This window comes from Comamonas sp. CMM03 (genome assembly GCF_019218715.1).
Taxonomy (GTDB): domain Bacteria; phylum Pseudomonadota; class Gammaproteobacteria; order Burkholderiales; family Burkholderiaceae_C; genus Comamonas; species Comamonas terrigena.
On the sequence record NZ_JAHUXB010000001.1, the window covers coordinates 1,370,513 to 1,395,342 of the forward strand.

20 protein-coding genes and 1 riboswitch are annotated in these 24,830 nt (G+C 64.9%); of the genes, 9 read left to right on the top strand and 11 right to left on the bottom strand.

Annotated elements, in window-relative coordinates; all coding sequences use genetic code 11:
• Positions 1-5 precede the first annotated feature (5 nt).
• Both KW830_RS06275 and KW830_RS06280 read left to right on the top strand, forming a co-directional pair.
• A complete protein-coding gene (locus tag KW830_RS06275; protein WP_192333227.1) occupies positions 6-1,559 on the top strand; it encodes a M81 family metallopeptidase in 1,554 nt (517 codons plus the stop codon).
• A complete protein-coding gene (locus KW830_RS06280; protein ID WP_218332510.1) occupies positions 1,559-2,302 on the top strand; it encodes a sulfite exporter TauE/SafE family protein in 744 nt (247 codons plus the stop codon). Before KW830_RS06275 ends, KW830_RS06280 begins: the two co-directional genes overlap by 1 nt.
• Before the next feature lie 211 nt (positions 2,303-2,513).
• On the opposite strand, the gene KW830_RS06285 is transcribed toward KW830_RS06280, so the two are convergent.
• Both KW830_RS06285 and KW830_RS06290 read right to left on the bottom strand, forming a co-directional pair.
• Positions 2,514-3,116, bottom strand: a complete 603-nt coding sequence (locus KW830_RS06285) for an OmpW family protein (protein WP_192333224.1) — start codon at positions 3,114-3,116, stop codon at positions 2,514-2,516.
• Positions 3,117-3,328: 212 nt separating this feature from the next.
• Positions 3,329-4,342 carry a DUF808 domain-containing protein gene (locus tag KW830_RS06290; protein WP_066534640.1) on the bottom strand — a complete coding sequence of 338 codons (1,014 nt, stop codon included), beginning with the start codon at positions 4,340-4,342 and terminating at the stop codon, positions 3,329-3,331.
• A 142-nt stretch (positions 4,343-4,484) separates the two neighbouring features.
• On the opposite strand from KW830_RS06290, the gene KW830_RS06295 reads away from it, so the two are divergent.
• A complete protein-coding gene (locus tag KW830_RS06295) occupies positions 4,485-4,694 on the top strand; it encodes a hypothetical protein (RefSeq protein ID WP_066534643.1) in 210 nt (69 codons plus the stop codon).
• Between the two features lie 521 nt (positions 4,695-5,215).
• Positions 5,216-6,001 carry a methyltransferase gene (locus KW830_RS06300; RefSeq protein WP_066534646.1) on the top strand — a complete coding sequence of 262 codons (786 nt, stop codon included), beginning with the start codon at positions 5,216-5,218 and terminating at the stop codon, positions 5,999-6,001.
• Positions 6,002-6,129: 128 nt separating this feature from the next.
• Here KW830_RS06300 and purL read toward each other — a convergent pair whose 3' ends face one another.
• A complete protein-coding gene (gene purL / locus KW830_RS06305) occupies positions 6,130-10,140 on the bottom strand; it encodes a phosphoribosylformylglycinamidine synthase (RefSeq protein WP_218332511.1) in 4,011 nt (1,336 codons plus the stop codon).
• 178 nt (positions 10,141-10,318) lie between these two features.
• Here purL and map point away from each other — a divergent pair, with 178 nt between their 5' ends.
• A complete protein-coding gene (gene map, locus KW830_RS06310; RefSeq protein WP_192333220.1) occupies positions 10,319-11,131 on the top strand; it encodes a type I methionyl aminopeptidase in 813 nt (270 codons plus the stop codon).
• A 208-nt stretch (positions 11,132-11,339) separates the two neighbouring features.
• Positions 11,340-13,955, top strand: a complete 2,616-nt coding sequence (locus KW830_RS06315) for a [protein-PII] uridylyltransferase (protein ID WP_218332512.1) — start codon at positions 11,340-11,342, stop codon at positions 13,953-13,955.
• 85 nt (positions 13,956-14,040) lie between these two features.
• Here the strand turns inward: KW830_RS06315 and KW830_RS06320 are convergent, their stop codons facing one another.
• Positions 14,041-15,399 carry an aminotransferase class V-fold PLP-dependent enzyme gene (locus tag KW830_RS06320; RefSeq protein WP_218332513.1) on the bottom strand — a complete coding sequence of 453 codons (1,359 nt, stop codon included), beginning with the start codon at positions 15,397-15,399 and terminating at the stop codon, positions 14,041-14,043.
• A 33-nt stretch (positions 15,400-15,432) separates the two neighbouring features.
• Positions 15,433-16,719: an MFS transporter gene (locus tag KW830_RS06325; RefSeq protein WP_218332514.1), complete on the bottom strand. Its 1,287-nt coding sequence runs from the start codon at positions 16,717-16,719 to the stop codon at positions 15,433-15,435.
• A 110-nt stretch (positions 16,720-16,829) separates the two neighbouring features.
• On the opposite strand from KW830_RS06325, the gene KW830_RS06330 reads away from it, so the two are divergent.
• Positions 16,830-17,276, top strand: a complete 447-nt coding sequence (locus KW830_RS06330; RefSeq protein ID WP_218332515.1) for a helix-turn-helix domain-containing protein — start codon at positions 16,830-16,832, stop codon at positions 17,274-17,276.
• 207 nt (positions 17,277-17,483) lie between these two features.
• On the opposite strand, the gene KW830_RS06335 is transcribed toward KW830_RS06330, so the two are convergent.
• The 5 genes from KW830_RS06335 to KW830_RS06355 form a co-directional block, all read right to left on the bottom strand.
• Positions 17,484-17,813 carry a DUF3325 domain-containing protein gene (locus KW830_RS06335; RefSeq protein WP_066534668.1) on the bottom strand — a complete coding sequence of 110 codons (330 nt, stop codon included), beginning with the start codon at positions 17,811-17,813 and terminating at the stop codon, positions 17,484-17,486.
• Entirely contained in the window at positions 17,806-19,479 is a 1,674-nt protein-coding gene (locus KW830_RS06340) for a PepSY domain-containing protein (protein ID WP_218332516.1), read from the bottom strand. The genes KW830_RS06335 and KW830_RS06340 overlap by 8 nt, the downstream gene beginning before the upstream one ends.
• A gap of 11 nt (positions 19,480-19,490) precedes the next feature.
• The gene (locus KW830_RS06345) at positions 19,491-19,793 is read right to left on the bottom strand and encodes an iron uptake protein (protein ID WP_066534670.1); all 303 of its coding nucleotides are present in this window, start codon (positions 19,791-19,793) and stop codon (positions 19,491-19,493) included.
• On the bottom strand, positions 19,790-20,128 hold the full coding sequence (locus tag KW830_RS06350; RefSeq protein ID WP_255578113.1) for a sigma factor: 339 nt from the start codon (positions 20,126-20,128) through the stop codon (positions 19,790-19,792). Before KW830_RS06350 ends, KW830_RS06345 begins: the two co-directional genes overlap by 4 nt.
• A gap of 186 nt (positions 20,129-20,314) precedes the next feature.
• Positions 20,315-21,775 carry a deoxyribodipyrimidine photo-lyase gene (locus KW830_RS06355; RefSeq protein WP_218332517.1) on the bottom strand — a complete coding sequence of 487 codons (1,461 nt, stop codon included), beginning with the start codon at positions 21,773-21,775 and terminating at the stop codon, positions 20,315-20,317.
• Positions 21,776-22,049: 274 nt separating this feature from the next.
• Here KW830_RS06355 and KW830_RS06360 point away from each other — a divergent pair, with 274 nt between their 5' ends.
• A complete protein-coding gene (locus KW830_RS06360; RefSeq protein WP_255578114.1) occupies positions 22,050-22,532 on the top strand; it encodes an isoprenylcysteine carboxylmethyltransferase family protein in 483 nt (160 codons plus the stop codon).
• A 53-nt stretch (positions 22,533-22,585) separates the two neighbouring features.
• Positions 22,586-22,651: riboswitch (Fluoride riboswitch) on the top strand.
• A gap of 77 nt (positions 22,652-22,728) precedes the next feature.
• Complete coding sequence (locus KW830_RS06365) at positions 22,729-23,979, top strand: voltage-gated chloride channel family protein (RefSeq protein ID WP_218332519.1); 1,251 nt, start codon at positions 22,729-22,731, stop codon at positions 23,977-23,979.
• Positions 23,980-24,049: 70 nt separating this feature from the next.
• Here KW830_RS06365 and KW830_RS06370 read toward each other — a convergent pair whose 3' ends face one another.
• Complete coding sequence (locus tag KW830_RS06370; RefSeq protein ID WP_192333202.1) at positions 24,050-24,280, bottom strand: hypothetical protein; 231 nt, start codon at positions 24,278-24,280, stop codon at positions 24,050-24,052.
• Positions 24,281-24,830: the final 550 nt, after the last annotated feature.

Below are 24,830 nucleotides of genomic sequence, written 5' to 3' on the forward strand. Positions count from 1 at the left end.
GACACATGAAATTCGTCATTGCACTGATTCGCCACGAAACCAACACCTTCTCGCCCGTACCCACGCAGCTGAGCGACTTTCGCCGCGGTACCACCTTGAACGGCCCCGCCTACGGCGATGCCGCCCGCATGGCCTGCGAGGGCACCAACAGCGCTGCCGCCGCCTACCTCGATCTGGCCCGCGACATGGGCGCTGACGTGGACTTTGCCGTCTGCGCCAACGCTGTGCCCAGCGGCCTGGTGACACGCGAAGCCTTTGAGCACCTGTGCGACACCGTGGTGCACAGCGCCGAGCAAGGCTGCGATGCCATCTTGCTGGACCTGCATGGCGCCATGGTGGTGGACGGCTATGCCGACGCCGAAGGCGAGTTGCTGCGCCGCCTGCGCGCCTGCACCCCGGCAGGCCTGCCCATCGGCGTGGCGCTGGACTTCCATGCCAACTTCAGCCGCGAACTCATCCGCCACGCCACGGCCATCGCCGGCTACTGCACCTACCCACATGTGGATGTGTACGAAACCGGGGCCCGCGTGGGCCGCAGCATCCGCGCGCTGCTGGAGCGCCGCAGCGCCCCGGTGCTGCTGTGGCGCCGCCTGCCCATGCTGACCCATATGCTGCGCCAGACACCGGCCATGCAGCCCATGAAAGACATCATGGACCGCGCCATGCAGGCTGAGCGTGACGGCGAGGTCTGCAACGCCTCGGTGTTTGGCGGTTTTCCGCTGTCCGACATTCCCTGCGCCGGCTTCTCCGTGGTCATCGTGACCGAGCGCGATCGCCTGGCGCAAGGCCAGCAACTGCTGGACGAGCTATGCACCCTGGCCTGGGCGCGCCGCGCGGACTTTGTCTTTCCCGCCGCGCCAGTGGCCGAATCGATTGCCCAGGCCAAGCGCCTGCCGCAGGGCCCGGTGATCCTGGTGGACCACGGCGACAACTGCGGCGCCGGCGGTACCACCGACATCATGGCGGTGCTGCAGGAAGTGCTGGCACAGGGCCTGGAAGATGTGGTGGCGGGCCCGTTCTGTGACCCGGCCAGCGTGGCCACACTGTTTGACGCCGGCGTGGGTGCCGAAGTGACGCTGGACGTGGGCGGCAAGACCGATATGCCTGCCTTGCAATTGCAGGGCCAGCCACTGCGGCTGTGCGGAGTGGTGGAGCGGCTGACCGATGGCGACTACACCGTCACCGGCCCCATGTACACCGGCATGCGCCTGAGCCTGGGCCGCACGGCCGTGCTGCGTGTAGGCACGGTGCGCATCTTCATCTCCGAGCGCCCGCAGGAGCCCTACGACACCGGCGTCTTTACCCATGCCGGCGTGGATCCAGCCCAGGCCAGGTACGTGCTGCTCAAGTCGCGCCAGCATTTCCGCGCCGGCTTTGAGCCGTTTGCCAGGCACATCGTGCTGGTCAGCGGTCCGGGTGTCTGCAGCTCGGACTACAGCCTGTTCCCCTTCCAGCAGTTGCCCCGTCCGATGTACCCGCTGGATGCCGATGTCGGGCTGGAGCAGGCAGAGAGCTGGCCCGCTGCAATGCCGCCCATGACCTCTGGCGCTGTGGCCTGATGCCCGAGCTGCTCTACCCCGCCGCCGTCGTGCTGGCGGGTTATGTGGTGCTGGGCATCACCGGCTTTGGCTCGGCCCTGGTGATCGTGCCTTTGCTGGCCTGGCATTGGCCGCTGCCGGAGGTAGTGGCCCTGACCCTGCTGCTGGATGTGCCTGCATCCCTGTTGCACGGTGGGCTGAATCTGCGCCAGGTGAACATGACCGAACTGCGCCGCCTGCTGCCGGGCCTGGTCGCCGGCGCCCTGGCCGGCCTGTGGCTCAGCCAGGTGCTGTCGGCACGCTGGCCTTTGCTGGTGCTGGGGGCTTATGTGGCCGCCGTGGGTCTGCACGCACTGCGCGCCGCTCCGGCCCCTCTGCGTACGGGCAGCGCAGCCTCCACCCCTTGGGCTGCGGCCATGGGTGGCGCCATCGGCCTGGTGGAAATGCTGTTTGGCACGGCCGGCCCCTTGGTCGTCGCCTGGCTCAGCCGCCGACTGCCCGACATGCAGGCCTTGCGTGCCACCACACCGGTGGTGATTGCCGCCAGCGCCTGCACCGTGCTGCTGACCATGGGCGCATCCGGGCGCCTGTCACAGGCCGAACTGTGGCAGCGGTGGTTGCTGCTGATGGGTGTAGCCGTCGCCGGCGTGCTGCTGGGCAATCGCTTAGCACGCTGCGTTTCCCCCAGCGCCTTGCGCCGGGTGATCTGCGGCCTGCTGGTGGTCAGCGGGCTGTGTCTGGTCGGTCAGGCACTGGGCGTTTGAAGTCGGCGGTGTGCCTGGCAACCTTGTCCAAAGCAACCGCCTGATCCCCACGCCACCAGCCTTTCCCCAATCCATCACCGGCACTTCGACTGCTCGCCAAACCGTGACGACCCATTTCTACGGGCTCAGGGCATTCCGACCGCGAGAGGCAGCGCAGGCATAAAAAAACCGCTGCCAAGGCAGCGGTTTTTGGAAGGATCCAGCGTACAGCTTAGAAGCGGTAGCCCACGCCCACGCCGACCAGCACGGGGTCGACCTTGAAAGTGCCGATCTTGGAACCAGCCAGGCTCACGTCGGTCTTGAGGTAGAGCTTCTTCACGTCAAAGTTGATGGACCAGTTCTTGTCCAGCGCATAGTCGAAACCCACTTGCAGGGCACCACCCCAGCTGTTGCGCTTCACGTCGGCAGCGCCGTCAGCAATGTCCACGCTGGAGAAGCGGGTGTAGTTGATACCAGCGCCCACATAAGGCTTGAAGGCACCGAAGTTGGTGAAGTGGTACTGGGCCAGCAGGGTGGGAGGCAGGTGCTTCAGGGTACCGATCTTGCCGCCCAGTGCGCTGGAACGCACGTCATGCTTCTGGGGGTAGGTCAGGATCAGCTCTGCAGCGATGTTCGGCGTGAAGAAGTAAGAGATGTCGAACTCGGGCATCGTCTTGTTGTTGATCGACAAGCCCAGACCGGTGGAGTCCTTGTTAGCGCTGTCCAAGTGAACGGCGCGCACGCGCACCATCCAGTTGCCGTCTTGCTGCTGCGCCATTGCAGCACCGGAGGTCAGGGCAGTCAGAGCGGCAATTGCCAGCAGAGTCTTCTTCATCTTGGTGTTTCCTTTGGGTCACTGAATCGGGGTGGTTTCCCCTTGGACTTGATTGAAACAAAGTGCTGACAACTGGCATTTGCCCTAGCTCAAGCTTTTTCCAGCCCTGTGCGGCACCCGCACAGGGCGTTGCACAGCCGCAACACTCCAAGACAGTGCAACACCCAAGCGGCCCCAGCCTCCCACAGCAGGGCCACGCCACAGGCCCGGGTTCAGTGTGCAGGCTGCGTACCGCGCAGCCGGTGCCACAGGTGCACCACCACCACCACCAGGCCACCGATCACGGCCCCCACCCCCACATGCACCAGCAAAGGGATGATGGCCGCCGCCGCGCCGCCCAAAGGTTCGATATGGGTGTGCAGCCAGTGCTCAATGGGTGCCATGCCATGCACCAGCAGACTGCCGCCCACCAGGAACATGGCCACCGTGCCCACAATGGACAGGCCGCGCATCAGCCAGGGCGTGGAAGCGATTAGCCCCCGGCCCAGTCCTTGCAGAGCCGCACCGGGCTTGCGCATCAGCCATTCGCCCACATCGTCCATCCGCACAATACAGGCCACGATGCCGTAGACAAACACCGTGATCGCCAGCGCCACGGCCACCAGCACCGTGAACTGTTCCCACAGCGGCTTGGCCGACACCGTGCCCAGCGCAATGGCCATGATTTCGGCAGACAGAATGAAGTCCGTGCGCACGGCGCCTGCGACTTTTTCCTTTTCATAGGCCACCGGATCCATGGCTTTTGCGCGGGCAGCATGCACCGATGACGGAGCTACCCCCTTCTCAGCCGCCTCCTGGGCGTCGTGCACCGCCTCCTGCACACCATGCTGCTGGCGCTTGTGCAGCATCTGCAGCACTTTCTCCACACCTTCGAAGCACAGAAAGGCGCCGCCCACCATCAGTAGCGGCGTGATCAGCCAGGGTACAAACGCGCTGATCAGCAGTGCCGCAGGCACCAGAATGGCCTTGTTCAGCAGCGAACCCTTGGCCACGGCCCAGACCACCGGCAGTTCGCGGTTGGCACGCACGCCCGTCACCTGCTCGGCATTCAACGCCAGATCGTCGCCCAGCACCCCGGCCGTCTTCTGCATGGCCACCTTGCTCTGTGTGGCCACGTCGTCCAGGATGGCCGTGCTCTTGCCCGCCGCCGTCTTGCTCATCAGCGCCACGTCATCCAGCAGCGTGGCGATATCGTCCAGCAACATCAACAGACCTGCACCCGCCATCACACGCCCCCATTGGTTTCGATATCCGCCATCATGCCTTCAAACGGCGCTGCTGCGGCGGCTGAACGCCGCCAGGCAACCCGCCCCGCACGCTTGCAGCGTTTTGCCGTGACAATGGGCGCCCCATTGAACGAGACATCCTGTGACCCAACCCATTGCACACGCAGAACTGATCGCCAGCTACCGCAAAGTCGCGGCCGAAGCCGCTCGAAAGGCGGAACTGGTGAAAGCCGCGGCCTCCAAAGGCCCCAGAACCATCGCCACCGTCAGCGAAACCGCAGCCAAAGCAGCCCGCCGCCGTGATGTGCTGGCAGCCAAACTCGCCAAGCTCGGGGTGGTGCTGGCGGACTAGACCCGGTCCGGCACAGTCCCGCACTGCGCGTGCGCGACGCATGACCGCCAGCCATGGGCAGGGCCGCTAGCACAAAGCCCGCCGTGCCCCTATGAAAAGCCCCGCAGCTTTCACACTGCGGGGCTTTTGCTTGCGACGCATCCCGGATGCCGGATCACCCCAGCCACTTGAGCGCATTGCGCCATACACGCCTGCCGGCAATCCTGCCATCTTTGGCATGGCCACCCGGGTCTGAGTGGCCGCATCGTCCAGGACGGACGTGCTTTTGCCAGCCTCCGTTTTGGTCATCCGTGCAATATCGTCCCCCAAGGCCGCCACACCGCCGAACAGCATGGGCAAGCCCAGCCCGGCCATGGCGTGTCTTTTCAAGGCGACTGCCGGTGGTGGAACTCGGGACATGTTCCGCAACGTGCTTTCCCCACACCAAGGACATTCGCTGCCAGGTGTCCGGTTTTGCCATTCACACCGCATACTGCAGACACCTTCACTTGAGCGGCTGCCGTTTTGACGCGCCGCACCCCATGCCCGGGTATCTGACCAAACAAGAGTCCATTCGCATCGATGGCGCGCAGGACATGCAAATTCGCTCCCTGCTGGACCGGCAACAATTCTTCGACCCCGACGGCGCCGCACTGCGCCTGGGCATCTCGGATGCCATCTGGCCGCTGTTCGGTCTGCTATGGCCCTCCGGCAGCGAGCTGGCCAACCACATGGCACAGCAGCCCGTGATCCAAGGCCGGCGCATTCTGGAGCTGGGCTGTGGACTGGGTCTGGCCAGCCTGGTGTGCCACCGTATGGGGGCGGACATCACGGCCAGCGATTGCCACCCGCTGGCAGGCGACTTTCTGAAAGAGAACCTGCGCCTGAACGACCTGCCGCCCATGAAATACCGCGCGGGCCAATGGGGGGCGCTGGAATCGATTGCCGCAGCAGCCGAAGCCACCGCCCATTTCGATGCAGCTGCCCAGACCACCGCTTTGGCGGGTAGCTTGCCGGGCGGCTTTGTTGCACCCGTGGCAGATCTTCCAGTGCGTGGGGTGTTCGATCTCATCATCGGCAGCGACCTGCTGTACGAACGGGATCAGTTTGCGCGCCTGCCCAACTACATCTGCGAGCATGCCAGCGCCAGCGCGCAGATCTGGATCATCGACCCTGACCGTGGCAACCGCGCCGCCTTCAGCCGCCAGATGGCCGAACGCGGCTATGGCGTGACGGAAACCCGGCTGGACCGCACGGAGACCGAACTGCAAGCAGGCTACAAGGGGCGTTTGCTGGTGTATGCCAAACCACCACGCCCAATGCAATAGTCACTCGTGCTCATCCAACTAACACTGCACGTCCCAAACACAGCATGCTTCGCCGCATGCTGGCGGCAACAAAAAAGCCCCGCAGCTTTCACACTGCGGGGCTTTCTCATGGACAGGCGCTGATCAGATCAACCCAGCCATTTGCGCGCATTGCGCCACACACGCATCCAGGGGCTGAATTCGGCCTTGTCGCCCGACGTCCAGCTCATCTGCACATTGCGGAACACGCGCTCGGGGTGGGGCATCATGGCGGTGAAGCGGCCATCGGCCGTAGTCACTGCCGTCAGACCACCGGCCGAGCCATTGGGGTTGAACGGGTACTGTTCGGTCGCCTGGCCGTGGTTGTCCACGTAGCGCATGGCCTTCAGCACCTGGGCTTGGTTGCCGCGGAACTTGAAGTTGGCATAGCCTTCACCGTGTGCCACGGCGATCGGCAGGCGCGAACCCGCCATCCCTTGCAGGAACAGGCTGGGCGACTCCAGCACCTCGACCATCGACAGGCGCGCTTCAAAGCGGTTGCTCAGGTTCTGCGTGAAACGCGGCCAGTCCTGTGCGCCAGGAATGATGTCGGCCAGTTCGGCAAACATCTGGCAGCCGTTGCACACGCCCAGGCCAAAGGTGTCGGTGCGGCCAAAGAACTGCTGGAACTCGGCCGACAGGCGGTCATTGAAGGTGATGGAGCGTGCCCAGCCAATGCCGGCACCCAGGGTGTCGCCATAGCTGAAGCCGCCGCAGGCCACCACGCCCGCAAAGTCCTTGAGCTGGGCACGGCCGGTCTGCAGATCCGTCATGTGCACGTCCACCGCGTCGAAGCCGGCTTCGGTGAAGGCATAGGCCATTTCCACATGGGAGTTCACGCCCTGCTCGCGCAGCACTGCCACGCGGGGCTTGGCCGCCACGTTGATGAACGGCGCCGCCACGTTGTCCTGCGGATCGAACGTCAGGTGCACATGCATGCCGGGGTCTGCAGGCACACCCGCCGCAGCGTGTTCGCTGTCGGCGCAGGCGGGGTTGTCGCGCTGCTGGGCAATCTTCCAGCTCACGGCATCCCAGACCTGGTGCAGATCGCTCAGCGTGGCGCCAAACACCTTCTTGGCATCGCGCCAGACCTGCAGCTCGCCCTTGCCCATGTCGACGGCAGACGACACAGGGCGGGTCTTGCCGATGATGTGGCTGCAGGTGGCCAGGCCATGCTCGCGCAGGGTTTGCAGCACTTCGGCACGGTCTGCCGTCTTGATCTGCAGCACCGCACCCAGTTCCTCATTGAACAGCGCGCGCAGCGTCAGGTCTTCGCGGCGGCCGGACACCTGGTTGCCCCAGTTCTTGCCTTCGCCGCTGTCCATGCGGCTGTCGCTGATGCCGTCGCCTTCGGTGATCAGCATGTCCACATTCAGTGCCACGCCCACATGGCCGGCAAAGGCCATTTCGGCCACAGTCGCCAGCAGGCCGCCGTCACCCTTGTCGTGGTAGGCCAGAATCTGGCCCTTGGCGCGCAAGGCGTTCACGGCATCGACCATGCCGATCAGGTCCTTGGGCTGGTCCAGATCGGGCGTTTCGTTGCCGGACTGGTTCAGCACCTGGCCCAGGATGGAGCCGCCCATGCGCATCTTGCCGCGCGACAGATCGATCAGCACCAGGGTGGTGTCGTCTTCGGTGGCGTCCAGCTGCGGAGTCAGCGTGCTGCGCACATCGTCGATCGATGCAAAGCCGGTGATGATCAGGCTGACAGGCGAAGTAACCTTCTTGGTGACGCCGTTGTCGTTCCACTGCGTACGCATGGACAGGCTGTCCTTGCCCACGGGAATGGAAATGTTCAGCGCCGGGCACAGTTCCATGCCCACGGCCTTGACCGTGGCGTACAGGGCGGCATCCTCGCCGGCTTCGCCGCAGGCGGCCATCCAGTTGGCCGACATCTTGATCTTGGACAGCTCGATCGGCGCCGCCAGCATGTTGGTGATGGCTTCGGCCACGGCCATGCGGCCCGATGCGGGCGCATTGATGGCCGCCAGCGGGGTGCGCTCGCCCATGGCCATGGCTTCGCCCTTGAAACCCTGGAAGTCCGCCAGCGTCACGGCCACGTCGGCCACAGGCACCTGCCAGGGGCCCACCATCTGGTCGCGGTGGGTCATGCCGCCCACAGCGCGGTCTCCGATGGTGATCAGGAAACGCTTGGATGCCACCGTCGGGTGGGCCAGCACTTCGATGACGGCCTTTTCCAGCGGAACGCCGGTCAGGTCGATGGCGGGCAGCTCGCGCTCCACCGTCTTCACGTCCTTGTGCATCTTGGGCGGCTTGCCCAGCAGCACGTTCATGGGCATGTTCACGGGGAACTTCTGGTCGCCCGACTCGACGGCCGTGTCTTCCAGCACCAGCTCGCGCTCTTCGGTGGCCGTGCCAATGACGGCAAACGGGCAGCGTTCGCGTTCGCAGAAAGCGGTGAACTGGGCCAGCGACTCGGGGGCAATCGCCAGCACATAGCGCTCCTGCGATTCGTTGGACCAGATTTCCTTGGGCGCCAGACCGGATTCCTCCAGATTCACCGCACGCAGATCAAAGCGCGCGCCACGGCCGGCGTCATTGGTCAGCTCGGGGAAGGCATTGGACAGGCCACCGGCACCCACGTCGTGGATGGCCAGGATGGGGTTCTGCGCGCCCTGCTGCCAGCAGTGGTTGATGACTTCCTGCGCACGGCGCTCGATCTCGGGATTGCCGCGCTGCACCGAATCGAAGTCCAGCTCGGCGGCATTGGTTCCCGACGCCATGGAGCTGGCCGCACCGCCGCCCATGCCGATGCGCATGCCGGGGCCGCCGAGCTGGATCAGCAGCGTGCCGGCGGGGAACAGAATCTTCTGGGTCAGCTCGGCGTCGATCACACCCAGACCACCGGCAATCATGATGGGCTTGTGGTAGCCACGGGTCACATCGCCGACCTGCTGCTCGTACTCACGGAAGTACCCGGTCAGGCTGGGGCGGCCGAATTCGTTGTTGAAAGCCGCGCCACCCAGCGGGCCTTCGATCATGATCTGCAGCGGGCTGGCAATGTGCTCGGGCTTGCCCACTTCGCTGCCCCACAGCTTGGAGACCGTGAAACCGGTCAGGCCGGCCTTGGGCTTGGAGCCACGGCCGGTCGCGCCTTCGTCACGGATTTCACCGCCGTTGCCGGTCGATGCGCCGGGGAAGGGCGAAATGGCCGTGGGGTGGTTGTGCGTTTCCACCTTCATCAGCACATGGTTGGTGGCACTGTGCTTCTGGTAGCTGGGGGCCTGTGCCGTGCCGGTAGCGGCATCGAACTTGGCGATGAAGCGCTCGACCTGGTGGCCTTCCATGATGGAGGCGTTGTCCGAGTACGCCACCACCGTGTGCTGGGGCGACACAGCCTCGGTGTTGCGGATCATGCCGAACAGCGACTTCTCCTGCGCCACACCATCGATGGTGAAGTTGGCGTTGAAGATCTTGTGGCGGCAGTGCTCGGAGTTCGCCTGGGCGAACATCATCAGCTCCACGTCCGTGGGATTGCGCTTCAGGCCGTTGAAGGCGTTGACCAGGTACTCGATCTCGTCATCGGCCAGGGCCAGGCCCCACTGCTTGTTGGCGGTTTCCAGCGCAGCGTGACCACCGCACAGCACATCGACAAACTCCATCGGAGCGGCCTGCAGGGCCGAGAACAGCTTTTCGGCCTCGGCACGGGTGGCAAACACCGACTCGGTCATGCGGTCGTGCAGCAGCGCAGCGATCTGGGCCGTCTGCTCGGTGCTCAGCTCGGGCGTGCCGCCCAGCAGACCCGACTTCAGGGTCACGCGGTACTCGGTGGCGCGCTCCACGCGGAACACTTCCAGGCCGCAGTTGCGGGCAATGTCGGTGGCCTTGGAAGCCCAGGGCGAGATCGTGCCCATGCGGGGGGTGACGATGAAGGGCACGCCATCGGCGCTGCCTTCAAAGGGCTCGCCATATGTCAAGAGCGCCGACAGGCGCTCTTCCAATGCGGGCACAGGCGTCCCCTCGGTGGCCACCAAATGCACAAAACGTGCGGACACGCCTGTGATCTTGGGGTGGATGGCGACCAGGTCGGTCAGAAGCTGTTGGGCGCGGAACGAGCTCAGGGCGTTTCCACCCTCAAACTGTGTCAGATGCAATGTCACGTGGCGGCCTGTTTATGTGAAGGCTGGTGAAGGGCGCCCTGGCCCGCCCCCTGTTGCGAAGGGGCCGGCCAAAGCGCTGAATCGGTGAGCCTCTGATTTTACCGTGCCTAGCACTAACCCGAAGCACTCCCGCCCCTTGCCCCTGCAGGTTCAAGCCCGCAATGGGATAATTGGCAGCATGAGCATCACACTGAAGACCCCCGAAGACATCGAGCGCATGCGCGTCGCAGGCCGCTTTGCTTCGGATGTGCTGGACTACATCACCCCCCACATCAAACCCGGCATCACCACCCAGCAGATCGACGATCTGTGCGCCGAACGCATGGCCCAGCAAGGCACCAAGACCGCCTGCCTGGGCTACCAGCCGCCGGGCATGACGCCCTACCCGGCCTATGTCTGCACCTCGGTCAACCACGTGGTCTGCCACGGCATCCCCAACGACAAGCCGCTCAAGAAGGGCGACATCGTCAATGTGGACGTGACCATCATCACCGACGACGGCTGGTTTGGCGACAACAGCCGCATGTTCATCGTGGGCGACGGCACGATTGCCGGCAAGCGCCTGTGCCAGCTGACGTTTGAAGCCATGTGGAAGGGCATCCAGCAGGTCAAGGCCGGCGCCACCCTGGGCGATATCGGCCACGCCATCCAGTCCTTCGCTGAAGGCCACAACCTGTCGGTGGTGCGCGAGTACTGCGGCCACGGCATCGGCAAGGTGTTCCACGACGAGCCCCAGGTGCTGCACTACGGCCGCCCCGGCACCGGTGTCGTGCTGGAAGAAGGCATGGTCTTCACCATCGAGCCCATGCTCAACCTGGGCAAGAAGGACATCAAGGCCATGCCCGACGGTTGGACCGTGATCACCAAGGACCACAGCCTGACCGCCCAGTGGGAGCTGATGCTGGCCGTCACCAAGACCGGCTACGACATCCTGACCTGGTCGGACGGCTCGCCCACGCCGCCGGACTTCATCACCGCGCTGCGCACCTGATCCAGCCCGGCTGCGCGCAGCCCCCTGCTGCGCTGCCCGGCCCGCCGCTGCACCCTTTCGGGGGTCCAGCGGCTTTTTTGCGCCGCCAGACCGGCCAGTGCCTGCGCCAAAGACCCGTCGCCCCGCAGAGCCGCTACAGTGCACGTGTGCGGTGCACGCCTGCCCAGCGCCGCACCATTTGCGCACGTTTTTTGCTTGCATTGCCAACATGACCACGCTCGCCCCCGCCCCCTCCGATCTGACCGCTTTGCGCAACGCCTACCGCCAGGACAAGGCCGCGCTGGTGGAGCAGTTCAAGCAGCCTGCCCCCGCCAAACGCAGCGTACGGCCGCTGCTGCACAAGCTGTCCGAGCGCACCGACCAGCAGCTGCAGGCGCTGCGCCAGCTGACCGGCCTGCCGGATTGCGTGGCCCTGATCGCCGTGGGCGGCTATGGCCGTGCGCAGCTGTTTCCCGCCTCCGACGTGGACGTGCTGGTGCTGGTGCCCGAACACCCCGCCGGTGAGGACAGCCCGTTCAAGGCCCAGCTGGAGCAGTTCATCGGTGCCTGCTGGGACACCGGGCTGGAAATCGGCTCCAGCGTGCGCACCGTGGAGGAATGTGTGGACGAGGCCGCGGCCGACGTCACCATCCAGACCGCGCTGCTGGAATCGCGCCTGATCGACGGTGATCTGGCCCTGTTCGCCCAGATGCAGCAGCGCTTTCGCGCCCTGCTCAACCCGCGCGCCTTCTTCACCGCCAAGATGCTGGAGATGCGCCAGCGCCACAACAAGTTCGAAAACACCGCCTACGCGCTGGAGCCCAACTGCAAGGAATCGCCCGGCGGCCTGCGCGATCTGCACACCATCCTCTGGGTGGCCAAGGCCGCCGGCCTGGGCAGCAGCTGGAAGGAACTGGCCCAGAGCGGCATCGCCACGCATTTCGAAGCCCAGCAGCTGGAGCGCAACGAAGCGCTGATCAGCCACATCCGCGCCCGCCTGCACGCGGCCACCGGCCGGCACGAAGACCGCCTGCTGTTCGACCTGCAGACCACCGTGGCCGAACAGCTGGGCTTTCACAGCCACCAGCGCCCCGGCCAGCGCATGCCGGTGCGCGCCAGCGAAGGCCTGATGCGCCGCTACTACTGGGCGGCCAAGGCGGTCACCCAGCTCAGCCAGATCCTGCTGCTGAACATCGAGGAACGCCTGTACCCCGCCAGCCAGGGCGCCATGGTGCGCATCGATGACCGCTTCTTCGACAAGGACGGCCTGGTCGAGGTCGCCAGCGACGACCTGTACCGCCGCGACCCCCAGGCCATCCTGGCCACCTTCCTGACCTACGAGACCTCTCCCGGCCTGCGCGACCTGTCCGCGCGCACGCTGCGCGCGCTGTACTCGGCGCGCGGCGTGATGGACGGCGCCTTCCGCCGCGACCCGGTCAACCGCGCCACCTTCATGCAGATCCTGCAGCAGCCCAGCGGCATCACCCACGCCATGCGGCTGATGAATCAGACCTCGGTGCTGGGGCGCTACCTGTGGGCCTTCCGCCGCATCGTTGGCCAGATGCAGCACGACCTGTTCCACGTCTACACCGTGGACCAGCACACGCTGATGGTGCTGCGCAATATGCGGCGCTTCTTCATGGCCGAGCATGTGCACGAATACCCCTTCTGCTCCCAGCTGGCCAGCGGCTGGGACAAGCCCTGGCTGCTGTACCTCGCCGCCCTGTTCCACGACATCGGCAAGGGCCGGGGCGGCGACCATTCGCAGATCGGCGCCATCGAGGTGAAGCGTTTCTGCCGCCAGCACGGTGTGGACACGGACGACGCGCAGATGGTGGAATTCCTGGTGCGCGAACACCTGACCATGAGCCAGGTGGCGCAAAAGCAGGACACCACCGACCCCGATGTGATCCGCGCCTTTGCCGCCCGCGTGGGCTCGGTGCGCCACCTCACCGCCCTGTACCTGCTGACCGTGGCGGATATCCGCGGCACCAGCCCCAAGGTGTGGAACGCGTGGAAAGGCAAGCTGCTGGAAGACCTGTACCACGCCACCGTGCGCATGCTGGGCGGGCGGGCGCCCGACGCCGAGGCCCTGGTGGAAGCGCGCAAGCGCGAAGCCCTGGTGCAGCTGGCACTCAGCGCCCAGCCACACGAATCGCACAAGCTGCTGTGGAACACGCTGGACGTGAGCTACTTCATGCGCCACGAGGCCGCCGACATCGCCTGGCACGCCCGCCACCTGGGTCGCTATGTGGGCACGCCCACCCCCATCGTGCGGGCGCGCCAGTCGCTGGCCGGCGAAGGCGTGCAGGTCATGGTCTACACGCCCGACCGCAGCGACCTGTTTGCCCGCATCTGCGGCTATTTCGATCGCTCGGGCTTTTCCATTCTGGACGCGCGCATCCACACTGCACGCAACGGCTACGCGCTGGACACCTTCCAGGTCATCACCAGCGAGCCGCTGGAAGTGCACTGGCGCGAGCTGACTGCGCTGATCGAGGAAGGCCTGCCCCACGCCATCGAGGCCGAAGGCCCCCTGCCCCCCCCGGCGCGCCGCCGTGTCTCGCGCCGGGTGCGCAGCTTTCCCATGCCGCCGCGCGTGGTGCTGCAGCCGGACGAAAAATCACAGCACTGGCTGCTGGAAATCTCCGCCAGCGACCGTGCCGGTCTGCTCTACACCGTGGCCCGCGTGTTGGCCGAGCACAGAGTCAGCGTGCAGCTGGCCAAGGTAAGCACCCTGGGCGAACGGGTGGAGGACAGCTTTCTGATCCAGGGCCCCACCCTGGGCAACAACACCGCCCAGCTGGAGCTGGAAACCGATCTCGTGAACGCACTGGCGGAGTAGCAAAGGCACAGCCGGGGCACACCGCTCCAGCCCGCTCCTTCCGGAGCGCCTGGACCTGACTGGCCGGGCGGCACACCATGGCCGTTCACCGGTCCACAGCGCTTTCCCGGCCGACCCTCTCCAGCAAGGCCAGCAGTGCCTCTACATCTTCGTCCCGCGTGCGCCAGGATGACACGCTGATGCGCATGGCAGGCCGCCCCTGCCACAACGTGCCGCCGAACCATGCCTCGCCAGAGGCCTGCACCGCAGCGCGCACCGCATGGGTGTGTGCGTCAGTGGCGCAGCGGAACAGCACCTGGTTGAGCGTCACGGTGTTGAGCACCTCGAACCCGGCCTGTGCCAGGCCTTCCCCGATGCGGCGCGCCTGCGCACAATGCCGCTCCACCAGTTCGGCAATGCCCTGCCGGCCCAGGCTGCGCAATGCCGCCCACACCGGAATCCCGCGGGGCCGGCGTGAAAACTCCAGCGTCAGATTCTTCTGGGCATCCACGCTGGCGCTGGAATAGGCCGCATCACTGTTCATGGCCTCGGCCAGCACCCGCGCATCACGGCAAATCGCCATGGCGCAGTCGTAAGGGGTATTGAGCCATTTGTGCGCATCGGTCGTCCAGCTGTCGGCCAGCTCGACGCCCTGGGTCAGGTGGGCCAACGAGGAGGCCCGCGCCCACAAGCCGAAAGCACCATCCACATGCACCCACGCCCCCGCCGCTCTGGCATGCGGCAGGATCTGCGCGAAGGGGTCGAAGGCGCCGGTGTTCACCTCACCGGCCTGCAGGCAGAGGAGGGTGCGTGCATCCAGTGCCGGCAGCTGCGCCACGTCCACCCGTCCCTGGGCATCGACCGGCGCATGGACGATCTGGTTCAGCCCGAAGCCCAGCACGCGCAATGCCTTCTTGACCGTGGTGTGCACCAGCGCGGACACCACCACCCGGATCTCCGGCGCACCATGCAGCCCTTGGCCGTCGAAATCCCAGCCCTGCCGGGCCAGCAGCTCGCGCCGTGCCGCTGCCAGGGCGGTCAAGGTACAGGCCGTGGCGCTGGTGCCAAAGCCGACGGCGCTGTCCCGCGGCAGATCCAGAGCATCCAGCACCCAGCGGGCGGCCACACGCTCCACCGTGGCCGACACCGGAGAGTTGTCGAAGGTCGACGCACACTGGTCCCACGCCAGCATCAGCCGTTCCGCCGCCGCAGCGGCGGGCAATGCCGCACCGATCACAAACCCGAAATAGCGCGGCCCGTTGGATGCCGTGGTCGCAGGAGACCCCACATCGTCCAGCAACGCCAGCGTCGCCTCCGCCTGCAAACCCAGGGCGGGCAGCGACTCATCAAAGGCCGCCAAGGCGGCAATCGCTTCTTCCGACGGAAACACGCGGCGCTGGCCGTTGCCTTCGGTGTAGCGGCGCCCGCGCACATCGGCATGGGCCAAAAGTTCCAGTTCGTTCATTGGAGCATCTCCCCTTCCTGTTTCATACCTGCCTCATTCCTGCTTCGTGGTCGGCAGCGGCGCCTGCGGCGATCCCTGCTGCATTTCCTGCGATGTGACCCGCCGCGTCACCCACCAGAACAGCAGCGCCAGCCCACTGACTGCTGCCCCCAGCAGGCACACGCCCTGCCAGCCTGCGCGGGCATAGGTCACCGTCGTGCCAATCGCCCCAAGGCCGCTGCCGACCGCATAGAACAGCATGTAAAGGCCGACCAGCCGGCTGTGGGCCTCCGGCCGGGTGCGGAAAATCATGCTCTGGTTGGTCACGTGAAGCGCCTGCCCTCCCATGTCGAGCAGCACGATGCCCACCAGCAACGCACCCAGCGAACGCTCCATCAGCGACAGCGGCCACCATGCCAGCAGCAACACCACCAGCGCTGCGGCACTGGTACGTTGCGCATGGCCGTGGTCCGCCCATTGCCCGGCGCGCGTGGCGGCCAGCGCCCCCACCGCACCGACCAGGCCCAACGCGCCGATGGCGGTGTGGGAGAAGCCATGGGGCGGCGCACTCAACGGGAACACCAACGCACTCCAGAAGATATTGAATGCCGCAAACATCAGCAGTGCCAGCACCCCGCGCACCTGCAGCACCTTCTCTTCCTGCAGCAGCGTCAGCATGGACGCAATCAGGCGCCAGTAGCCCATCGCATCGGGCGCTGCGGCCAACACGGGCAGCCGCCTCCAGAGCGGCAGGGCAATGAGCAGCATCAGCGCGGCGGCGCACAGGTACACGCCACGCCAACCCGCCACATCGCTGATGCCCCCGGCAAACACCCGGGCCAGCAGCAGGCCGATGAACACCCCGCCCTGTGCCGCGCCAACCACACGCCCCTGCGCCTGGGGCGCTGCCGCGCTGGCGGCATAGGCGATCAGCCCCTGCGTCATCGCCGTCCCCAGCAAACCCACTGCCAGCATGCCCGCCAGCAATGCGGGAACCGACTGGGCCATGGCCACGGCCACCAGCGCCGCGGTCAGCGCCAGCAACTGCAGGGCCATCAGGCGGCGGCGTTCCACCCGGTCGCCCAGGGGCACCAGCAGCAGCAGCGCCAGCGCACACCCGGTTTGTGTGGCCGTGACCACACCGCCCACCGCCGCATGGCTGATGCCAAAGTCCTGCGCCAGCGCATCCAGCAAGGGCTGCGCGTAATAGACATTCGCCACGCTCAGGCCGCTGGCTACGGCGAACAGCCAGACCAGGCCGCGGGGCATGTCTGCAGACTGCGCCGGTGCACAGCGCTGTGGCAACGGCGGGGGTGATGGTGGTGCGGTGCAGGCCTTCATGGTCCAAGCTCAATCAATCTGGTTTCAAAATAAAACCAAAATGATGGTAAGGCATGTAGTTTTAAAATGCAACCAAACAATCCGCTGCCGCCCACCCTGCAGGAGACACCATGCCGGCCCGTAAATCCTTGAACCAGCAACCTTGTCCCGTTGCGCGCTCTGTTGACCTGATCGGGGATCGCTGGTCCCTGCTCATCGTGCGCGATGCCTTCGACGGCATGCGCCGCTTCAGCGACTTCCAGCGCAGCCTGGGCATGGCCAAAAACATCCTGTCCGACCGGCTGCGCAAGCTGGTCGATGCCGGCATCCTGGCCATGCAGGACGCCTCAGATGGCTCGGCCTACCAGGAATATGTGCTGACACCGCAGGGCGAAAGCCTGTTCCCCGTGGTGGTGGCGCTGCGCCAATGGGGCGAACAGCACCTGTTTGCACCCAGCGAACGCCATTCGGTGCTGATCGACAAGCGCACGGGCCAGCCGGTGCCCCCCATGGCACCGCACGCCCCGGATGGCACGGTGCTGCAACCTGCCGCCACCGAGGTCCGCAAAGTGAGCTGAGGCCATGCGCAGGGGTGAATGCCCTGATCACATCGGAGCAAAGCGCGCATGGCTGCTAACGGCACGGATGGCGCGCACCACCGGCCTTTCCATTGTTGGCTACCTCGCCAGGCCGCAGCAATGCCTGGCTGGATGGGAGAACCATCCCTTCTCACACCCGGAATCGCCCGCATGCGGGCCTGCGGCCGATCCCGCCGCTTGCAGCCTCTAGGCTCTGCGCGCCCCCCAGGCCAGCCATGCCAGCCAGCCCGGACGCCATGACAGCGTCATGGCCACAGACAAGGCCGCAGCGGCCAGCATCATCACCCACACCAATGCGGCCATCGATGCATGGTCAGCCTGCAGGCACAGCACCAAGCCCAGCGCCAGCCCAGCCGCCCCCTGGGCACGCAGCCGCCACACCACGCTCTGTGGCTGCTCTGCCTGGAAAACCTGTTCCCAATGCCCGTCCATCGCCAGGGCCAACCAGCCCATGCCCGCCCAGCAGGCCAGGCAGGCTGCCAGCAAAAACAGCGCAGCCGTCGGCCCTTCAAGCATGGGCGGCCTCCAGACGGTTCACCGAACCCACGGCAGCTGCACGCAGCGCCAGCTTGCGGGCAGCCACCACGGCCAAGGCCGCGCAGACCAGCAGGCTCAGGTCCACGCCCGCCACCGGCCAGTAGGCTTCGCCCACGGTCTTCAACAGGTGGTCTCCCGTCGTGATCCAGTTAAGTCCCACGGCCAGCACCGCCATGGCGGCAACGGCCCAGCATTGCTCACGCCAGGCAGGGTTCGGCTGTCCGCTGGCAACGGGTGCGCTGCGCCAGAAGGCGTGCGCCATCGCTGCCACCCATCCGGCCCAGAACAGGTATTGCTCCAGATCGCCTCGGGGCGGCCATCCGCTGGGCAGTGATGCGGGCAGCAGGCGGTTGGCAATCAGGATGGTGCAGGTGGCAATCAGCATGCCCGTGACGGTGGTCACCGCCAGGGCATCCACAATGCGGCTGCCCTGCCGACCTTGCTTGGCATGCTGCTTCTTGCGCTTTTCGACAAAGAAAATGAAACCCGTGGCAATGCAGACGCAGCCCATCAACCCGCCCAGCACGTACAGCCAGCGAAGCAGCCAGTGGCGGAAGTGCTGCAGGTGCAGCCCTGTCAGAAAGGTGTTGAGGCTGTCCACCGCGGTACGGGGCGGGTCTTCACGCAGCACCTCCCCGGTACTGGCCTTGAAATGGATGCCGTCGCCCACCAGCGCGATGCGGTCCGTACCGGCACGGAAGACGCTGACATAGCCATTGGCATCCCCCACGTGGCGCAGCGAGAGCAGCCCCACCTCGCCGGCCATGCCCTTGGCGGCCCATCGCCGCTGGGCTTCACGCACCATGTCATCCACCGAAGCCAGCGGCGCCGCCACGCCGGCACGGTCATGCGGCAGCCCTGTGGTCTGCGCCTCATGCTGCTCGTGCAACTCATGCAGCGGCTCCAGTTGGGTATGCGACACAGGGAAATAGATCCCTGCGAAGATCACCAGCCCGGTGAAGGCGAAGAAGAAGTGAAACGGCAGCGCCAGCACGCCCATCATGTTGTGCAGGTCCAGCACGCTGCGCTGCACCGCCTTCTTGGGGCGGAAAGTGAAGAACTCGCGGAAGAACTTGCGGTGCATGACCACGCCGGTCACCAGTGCCACCAGCATCATCAGGGCCGCGAATCCGACAATCCAGAAACCCAGTCCCTTCCAGTAGAAGGTCAGGCTGTAGTGCAAGGGATAGAGGAAACCGCTGCCGACCTTGAGCTGGTCATCCGGCAAAGCCCCGCCGCTGCGTGGGTCGATGGTGCGGTTGCCCCGGACCCCGTCATCGGGATTCTTGGCATTGGGCACCACATAGCCCGCAAACAGGCTCAGCATCGGGTCCCGGTGCGTGGTGTAAGCCCCCCAGTTGCGCACGGTATCGAAACGCTCGGGCATGGGCCCGTTCACCTTGTCCCGCATGAACTCGATGCTTTGCTGGCTGGGCTTCATATCCTCGAATACCGGTCGCAGCACCTTGTCAAAAGACGGCATGGGCTGCGGTGCGAAACGCGAGGCCGGAATGGCCCAGCGGTCAATTTCCCGGTCGAACACCGACAGCGATCCGAAAAAGAAACACGCCATCAGCACAAATCCGAGGGCCAGACCAAACCATGTGTGCAGCCAGGTCATGGCATGGCGAAAACTTTGAAACATCAGCTCCACTCCTAAGTCAACTGCGATTGCAGCAGCGAAGCCAGCACGGCCATGAGTGCGCCACCACCAGCAAGAACCAACCACACGCGCGACAGCCGTGGTGCTGCGAACGCCCAGAGAAAGACGGTCAGATACAGCAGCATCCCCAGCAGGTAGCTGAGGTGCTCTGCATCGTGAAATTCCATGCCCAGCGCGAACATGCCGGCCGTCGCCAACGCGATAAAGCCCCAGGTCAGCATGTAGCCTCCCAGGACCGCAGCGGCGATGCGCAGCACGGCATGCCAAGGAGTGCGAGATGTCAAAGTGGACTTCATATCAAAATGGTTCCATGCGAGAAGACACGCCCCATTCGCGGGCGGCTTCCTGGTGTGTCAAGCGGCATGCACTTCGGCGGACGGTGCATGCCCCGCTGGCCGGGTGACCAGGTTTTATGCCAGGCCCGCTCGATCTCGCGATGGCGCCACATGTCAATGCACAGGCCGTTGGCCACGGTGCGGAGATAGGCCGGTGCTTCCGGGCCGGTAGTGAAACTGCGGGGACGGGCGATCAGCCGTACACAGGTGTCGTGCGCCAGGTCTGCGGCATCTGTCGCATCATTCAGGCTATAGCGCAGCCAGCCGTGCAACCAACCATGGTGGTTGGTGTACAAGGTCTTGACCTGTCCTTGAAGCGTGAACTCTGCGGTGCCCACAATGCCCTTCGCGTAGCTGTGGCCCAAGATCCGCAGCGTACAAATCGTTAATGAGAATTAATCTCATTGTATAAGATTTGTTTTGCATCTTGTTTCACCGCCGCAGCGCCCTGCCGTTCGCTCTGCGCAGGGTTCGCGTTCGCCTTACCGGTCGCTTTGCAGAAAATGAAAGCGCATCAGCGTCCGTTGCCGGGCACTGGCGTGGTCCACCACAGGGTGCGGATAGTCCACGCCCAGTTGCACGCCGCAGGCCTGGAGCTCCAGCGGCTTCATTCCCGCCGGGAAATGGATGTGCTTGTCCGGCAGCCTGGCCAGCTCCGGCACATAGCGGCGGATGAAGCGGCCATCCGGGTCAAACCGCTGTGACTGCGTGACGGGGTTGAAGATGCGGAACCAGGGCTGCGCATCGCAACCCGTGGACGCCGCCCACTGCCAGCCGCCGTTGTTGGCCGACAGGTCATAGTCGTTCAGGTGCTCGGCAAAGTGCCGCTCGCCCCGGCGCCAATCGATGCCCAGGTCCTTGGTCAGAAAGCTGGCCACCACCATGCGCAAGCGGTTGTGCATATAGCCGGTCTGGTGCAGCTGGCGCATGGCAGCATCCACCAAGGGGTAGCCGGTGCGGGCCTCGCACCATGCCTGCCACAGCTGCGGCGCGTCGTCCCACAGCACGCGGTCGTACTCCGGGCGGAAAGACTGGGTGACCACATGCGGGTGGTGCCACAGAATCATGAAGTAGAAATCACGCCAGGCCAGCTCGGACAGCCAGGTCTGTGCGCCCTCATCCCCTTGTACGGCACGCTGCAGGGCCAGACCTGCCAGCGCCCGGATGGACACCGTGCCAAAGCGCAGGTGCACGGAAAGGTAGGACACGCCCTTGCGGCCGGGAAAGTCCCGCGCCTCCTGGTAGGCATGCATGCGCGGCAGAAAGTCCTGCAACAGCTGCTGCGCACCGTCCATGCCCGCCGGCATAGGCAAGGTCTGCAGATTGGTGCGTTCAAACCCCAGCTGCTCCAGCGCCGGCAAGCGTTCCTCCACAGGGATCGGGGCCAGATGGCGGGCGTAGCGCGCCACCGGGTATGGCTTGAGCTGAAAGGCGTCCAGCTTTTGCAGCCATGCCCGCTTGTAGGGCGTGAACACGCTGTAGGGCTGGCCTTGCTGCGTCAGCACCTCGTCCCGGTCCAGCAGCACCTGGTCCTTGTAGTCGCTGAAAGCGATGCCCAGCCCGCTGAGGTCCTGGGCCACCCGCTGGTCCCGTGCAATGGCCTCAGGCTCGTAGTCGCGGTTGGTCAGCACTTCCTGCACGCCCAGGCTGCGGGCCAGTTGCACAATGCATTGAGCAGCGCTGCCATGCCGCACGATCAGCCCGCCACCCGGAACGCCCGCACTGGCAGACAAGGCCTGCAGCGCGCCGTGCAACTGCAGCACGCTGGCGTGGATGAATTCCACGCGCCGGTCCTGCTTGCGGGGGAGCGCGTCCAGGATGTCGGTGTCGAAGACAAAGGCGCAATACACCCGCTCGAAGCGGCGCAACGCGTGATAGAGCGCGGCATGGTCATCGCAGCGCAGATCGCGCCGCAGCCACACCAGGGCGCAGGAATTCGCCATGGCAGAAGAAAACAAAAGCTGGGCTGAGCATTGAAGCACAACAGGGCGCGGGCTGCAGCCAAAGTTCACGACGGCACTCCCATGCGCCTTGCTGCGTCCTGGAGAAGGTTTGCATGCCCAGCACACCGGCCCCAGCGGGGCTTGCTCTGGCGATCATGCACCTTCCATTGGCGCCCGGCAGGTTTGCAACGTCATCACAGCCGTTGACATTGAAGTAACTTAAATCTTTATGCTTGCAGCACAAAGATTTCACCACCACTTCATCGACTCGCCCATGCCCACCCGCCCTTCCTCACCGCAGCCGACCTCCTGGCTCTCTCTGCGCGTCCCCCCTTTGGCACTGTTTGCACTGTTCGCCGCTGCCATCTGGCTGCTGCCTGACCTGCTGCCCATCCGGCGGCCTGGCGCCGGGGTGGCCGCCACCGTGCTGGCCGTCTTGGGCGGAGGCTTCTGCCTGGCTGGCGTGCTGGAATTCCGCCGTGCACGCACCACCGTCAACCCGGTCAACCCTGCCGCATCTTCGGCGCTGGTGGTGCGCGGGGTCTACCGCCTGACACGCAACCCCATGTACCTGGGCTTTGCGTTGCTGCTGCTGGCTTTTGCCCTAGGGCTGGGCAAGCTGTCCGGGCTGCTCGCGGTCATGGTGTTCATGGCCTACCTGCAGCATTTCCAGATTCGCCCTGAAGAAGCCGCGCTGCGCGCGCGTTTCGGGGCCGCGTTCGATCGCTATTGCCAGCAGGTGCGCCGCTGGCTGTGAGCCAGTGGCCTCAAAAAACGACAGCCAGCACACACCGCTGGCGCCGCTATACTGGCGGCCAAGGAGATGACGTTCCTCCTCAACCGCTGCGGCATGCAGCTGATGACGTCTACAGAACCTGACCTGGGTCGGGGCTGTAGGCGCTCGCGTATACGTCCCCCCATTGGTCAGGCCGATTCCTTCGCCTTGTTGACCAATGCCCAAACTCTTCCCACCCGTCTCCTTCGCACTGCTGCCCCGCATGGGGATGTGGCTCGCCCTGGCCAGTGTGGTGGCCGCACTTGCCGGCACCGCCTCCGCCTTTTTTCTTTTTGCGCTCGACCATGCCACCACCTGGCGTGATGCCCACCATGGGGTGGTATGGCTGCTGCCATTCGCCGGCCTGGCGGTGGGCATGCTCTACCGCCAGGTGGGCCAGTCGGTCGATGGCGGCCTCAACCTCATCCTCAATGAGATCCACACGCCGGAAAAAGTGGTGCCGCTGCGCATGGTGCCATTGGTGCTGGCCAGCACGGTGGTGTCCCATGGGTTCGGCGCCTCAGTAGGCCGCGAGGGAACCGCCGTCCAGATGGGCGCCGCACTCGCCGACCAGCTGACCGCTGTTTTCCGGCTGGCACCGCACGACCGGCGCATCCTGCTCATGGCAGGGCTGAGCGCAGGCTTTGCCTCGGTCTTCGGCACGCCGCTGGCGGGCGCTGTCTTTGGCCTGGAGGTGCTGGCGATGGGGCGCATGCGTTACGACGCGCTGTTCCCGTGCGTGGTCGCTGCCATTCTGGCCGACCAGGTGGGGCTTGCCTGGGACATCCACCATACCCACTATGCGGTGCTGGACGTCGTGCCTGTGGGCTGGTGGAGCGTGCTGGCCGTTGCCATCGCCGGGGCCCTCTTCGGGCTCGTCGGCATGCTGTTTGCAAAAACCACCCGCGCCATCGGCGCCTTCATGAAACACCGCGTTCCCTCTGCCCCGCTGCGCCCGTTCATCGGCGGCATCGCCATTGCAACGGCCGTGTGGGGGCTGGATGCCTACCGCTACATCGGCCTGGGCATCCCCGACATCCTGCGGGCATTTCACGCCCCCGTCCGGCCATGGGACTTCCTGGGCAAGCTGCTGTTCACCGCCACGTCTGTCGGCAGCGGGTTCAAGGGCGGTGAAGTCACGCCGCTGTTCTACATTGGTGCCACGCTGGGGAATGCGCTGGCCCCGTTGCTGCACATGCCGCTTGCGATGATGGCCGGCCTCGGTTTTGTCGCCGTGTTTGCGGGGGCTGCAAACACCCCCATCACCACCATCCTGATGGCGCTGGAGCTGTTCGGCGCGCAGATCGGTCCATTTGCCGCCATTGCCTGTGTGAGCGCCTATCTGTGTTCCGGGCATGCCGGCATCTACCAGGCGCAGCGAATCGGGCGCAGCAAGCACCGCCTGCACCGGCAGGCCGGGCAGCCATGAGCACCTGTGGGCACCCCGGTTCTGCCAAGGCATGCGATCTTGGACCCTCCAAGACCGCATGCCAGCGCATTCACGATTTTTCTTTGAGCTCGTTGATTGAATCCAGTACGTACAAAGTCGTAGACCAGATGACGTAAACAAACAGGAGCATGCCCAAAAATGGAATCAGGGTGAGAATGACAAACAGCGGTACGCTTCTTTGGGTTCTCTTTGCAACTTGTGCTGCAAAGATGGCATAAATCCCCTGAATCAGCATCATGGGAATCAGGCTGGTGAGTGTTTGCAAAATGGGTGTATCCAAAATACTTGTCCTTGATTATGGGGTTTCAAAATCAAAAGTCTAGCACCATGAAATGGTGCCACGCTCAAACCCTGCCTGTGCGCCGTCCAGATACCGCAACGAGCTGGCTGCCTGGTTTCGCTACAGCTGTGCAATTCCAAACACGGAACCGCATACGGGGCCATTTTCAAACTGAAAATCTATCCGTTCTCCTATATGGCACACCACAAGGAAGAAACAGGCCCGAGCATGAACCCATGAAAGCACTATAACGTGCGCAACTTGGAATGAAGTGCAAGGTATCTGGCTGTGGCGAAAAAGCACGACTTGTGGTATTCCACGGAAAATTCCGCAGCTCGATACAAATTCTCGTGGTGCACATAGACCCGCAGGTGATCAGGCACAGTGCAGCCATATGGATATGGGCGCCACCATAGTGTCCCCCATGTCCTGCTTCTCCTGAATATGCGCGATAGCTGCTCCGAATTGGCTACGCCACCGTGGAGCATTTCCGCATGGTGCCTGCCATTGCGCTCCATGCGCCCAGGCGCTGCCCTGCCGGTCTGACAGA

Bases quoted from the DNA above. Each gene is read 5' to 3' on its own strand.
- KW830_RS06325 (WP_218332514.1), bottom strand. From the start codon at position 16,719: ATGAAGGCCTGCACCGCACCACCATCACCCCCGCCGTTGCCACAGCGC.
- KW830_RS06320 (WP_218332513.1), bottom strand. From the start codon at position 15,399: ATGAACGAACTGGAACTTTTGGCCCATGCCGATGTGCGCGGGCGCCGC.
- map (WP_192333220.1), top strand. From the start codon at position 10,319: ATGAGCATCACACTGAAGACCCCCGAAGACATCGAGCGCATGCGCGTC.
- KW830_RS06290 (WP_066534640.1), bottom strand. From the start codon at position 4,342: ATGGCGGGTGCAGGTCTGTTGATGTTGCTGGACGATATCGCCACGCTG.
- KW830_RS06340 (WP_218332516.1), bottom strand. From the start codon at position 19,479: ATGTTTCAAAGTTTTCGCCATGCCATGACCTGGCTGCACACATGGTTT.
- KW830_RS06275 (WP_192333227.1), top strand. From the start codon at position 6: ATGAAATTCGTCATTGCACTGATTCGCCACGAAACCAACACCTTCTCG.
- KW830_RS06280 (WP_218332510.1), top strand. From the start codon at position 1,559: ATGCCCGAGCTGCTCTACCCCGCCGCCGTCGTGCTGGCGGGTTATGTG.
- KW830_RS06335 (WP_066534668.1), bottom strand. From the start codon at position 17,813: ATGCTTGAAGGGCCGACGGCTGCGCTGTTTTTGCTGGCAGCCTGCCTG.
- KW830_RS06300 (WP_066534646.1), top strand. From the start codon at position 5,216: ATGCCCGGGTATCTGACCAAACAAGAGTCCATTCGCATCGATGGCGCG.
- KW830_RS06360 (WP_255578114.1), top strand. From the start codon at position 22,050: ATGCCCACCCGCCCTTCCTCACCGCAGCCGACCTCCTGGCTCTCTCTG.
- KW830_RS06345 (WP_066534670.1), bottom strand. From the start codon at position 19,793: ATGAAGTCCACTTTGACATCTCGCACTCCTTGGCATGCCGTGCTGCGC.
- KW830_RS06365 (WP_218332519.1), top strand. From the start codon at position 22,729: ATGCCCAAACTCTTCCCACCCGTCTCCTTCGCACTGCTGCCCCGCATG.
- KW830_RS06315 (WP_218332512.1), top strand. From the start codon at position 11,340: ATGACCACGCTCGCCCCCGCCCCCTCCGATCTGACCGCTTTGCGCAAC.
- KW830_RS06355 (WP_218332517.1), bottom strand. From the start codon at position 21,775: ATGGCGAATTCCTGCGCCCTGGTGTGGCTGCGGCGCGATCTGCGCTGC.
- KW830_RS06285 (WP_192333224.1), bottom strand. From the start codon at position 3,116: ATGAAGAAGACTCTGCTGGCAATTGCCGCTCTGACTGCCCTGACCTCC.
- KW830_RS06330 (WP_218332515.1), top strand. From the start codon at position 16,830: ATGCCGGCCCGTAAATCCTTGAACCAGCAACCTTGTCCCGTTGCGCGC.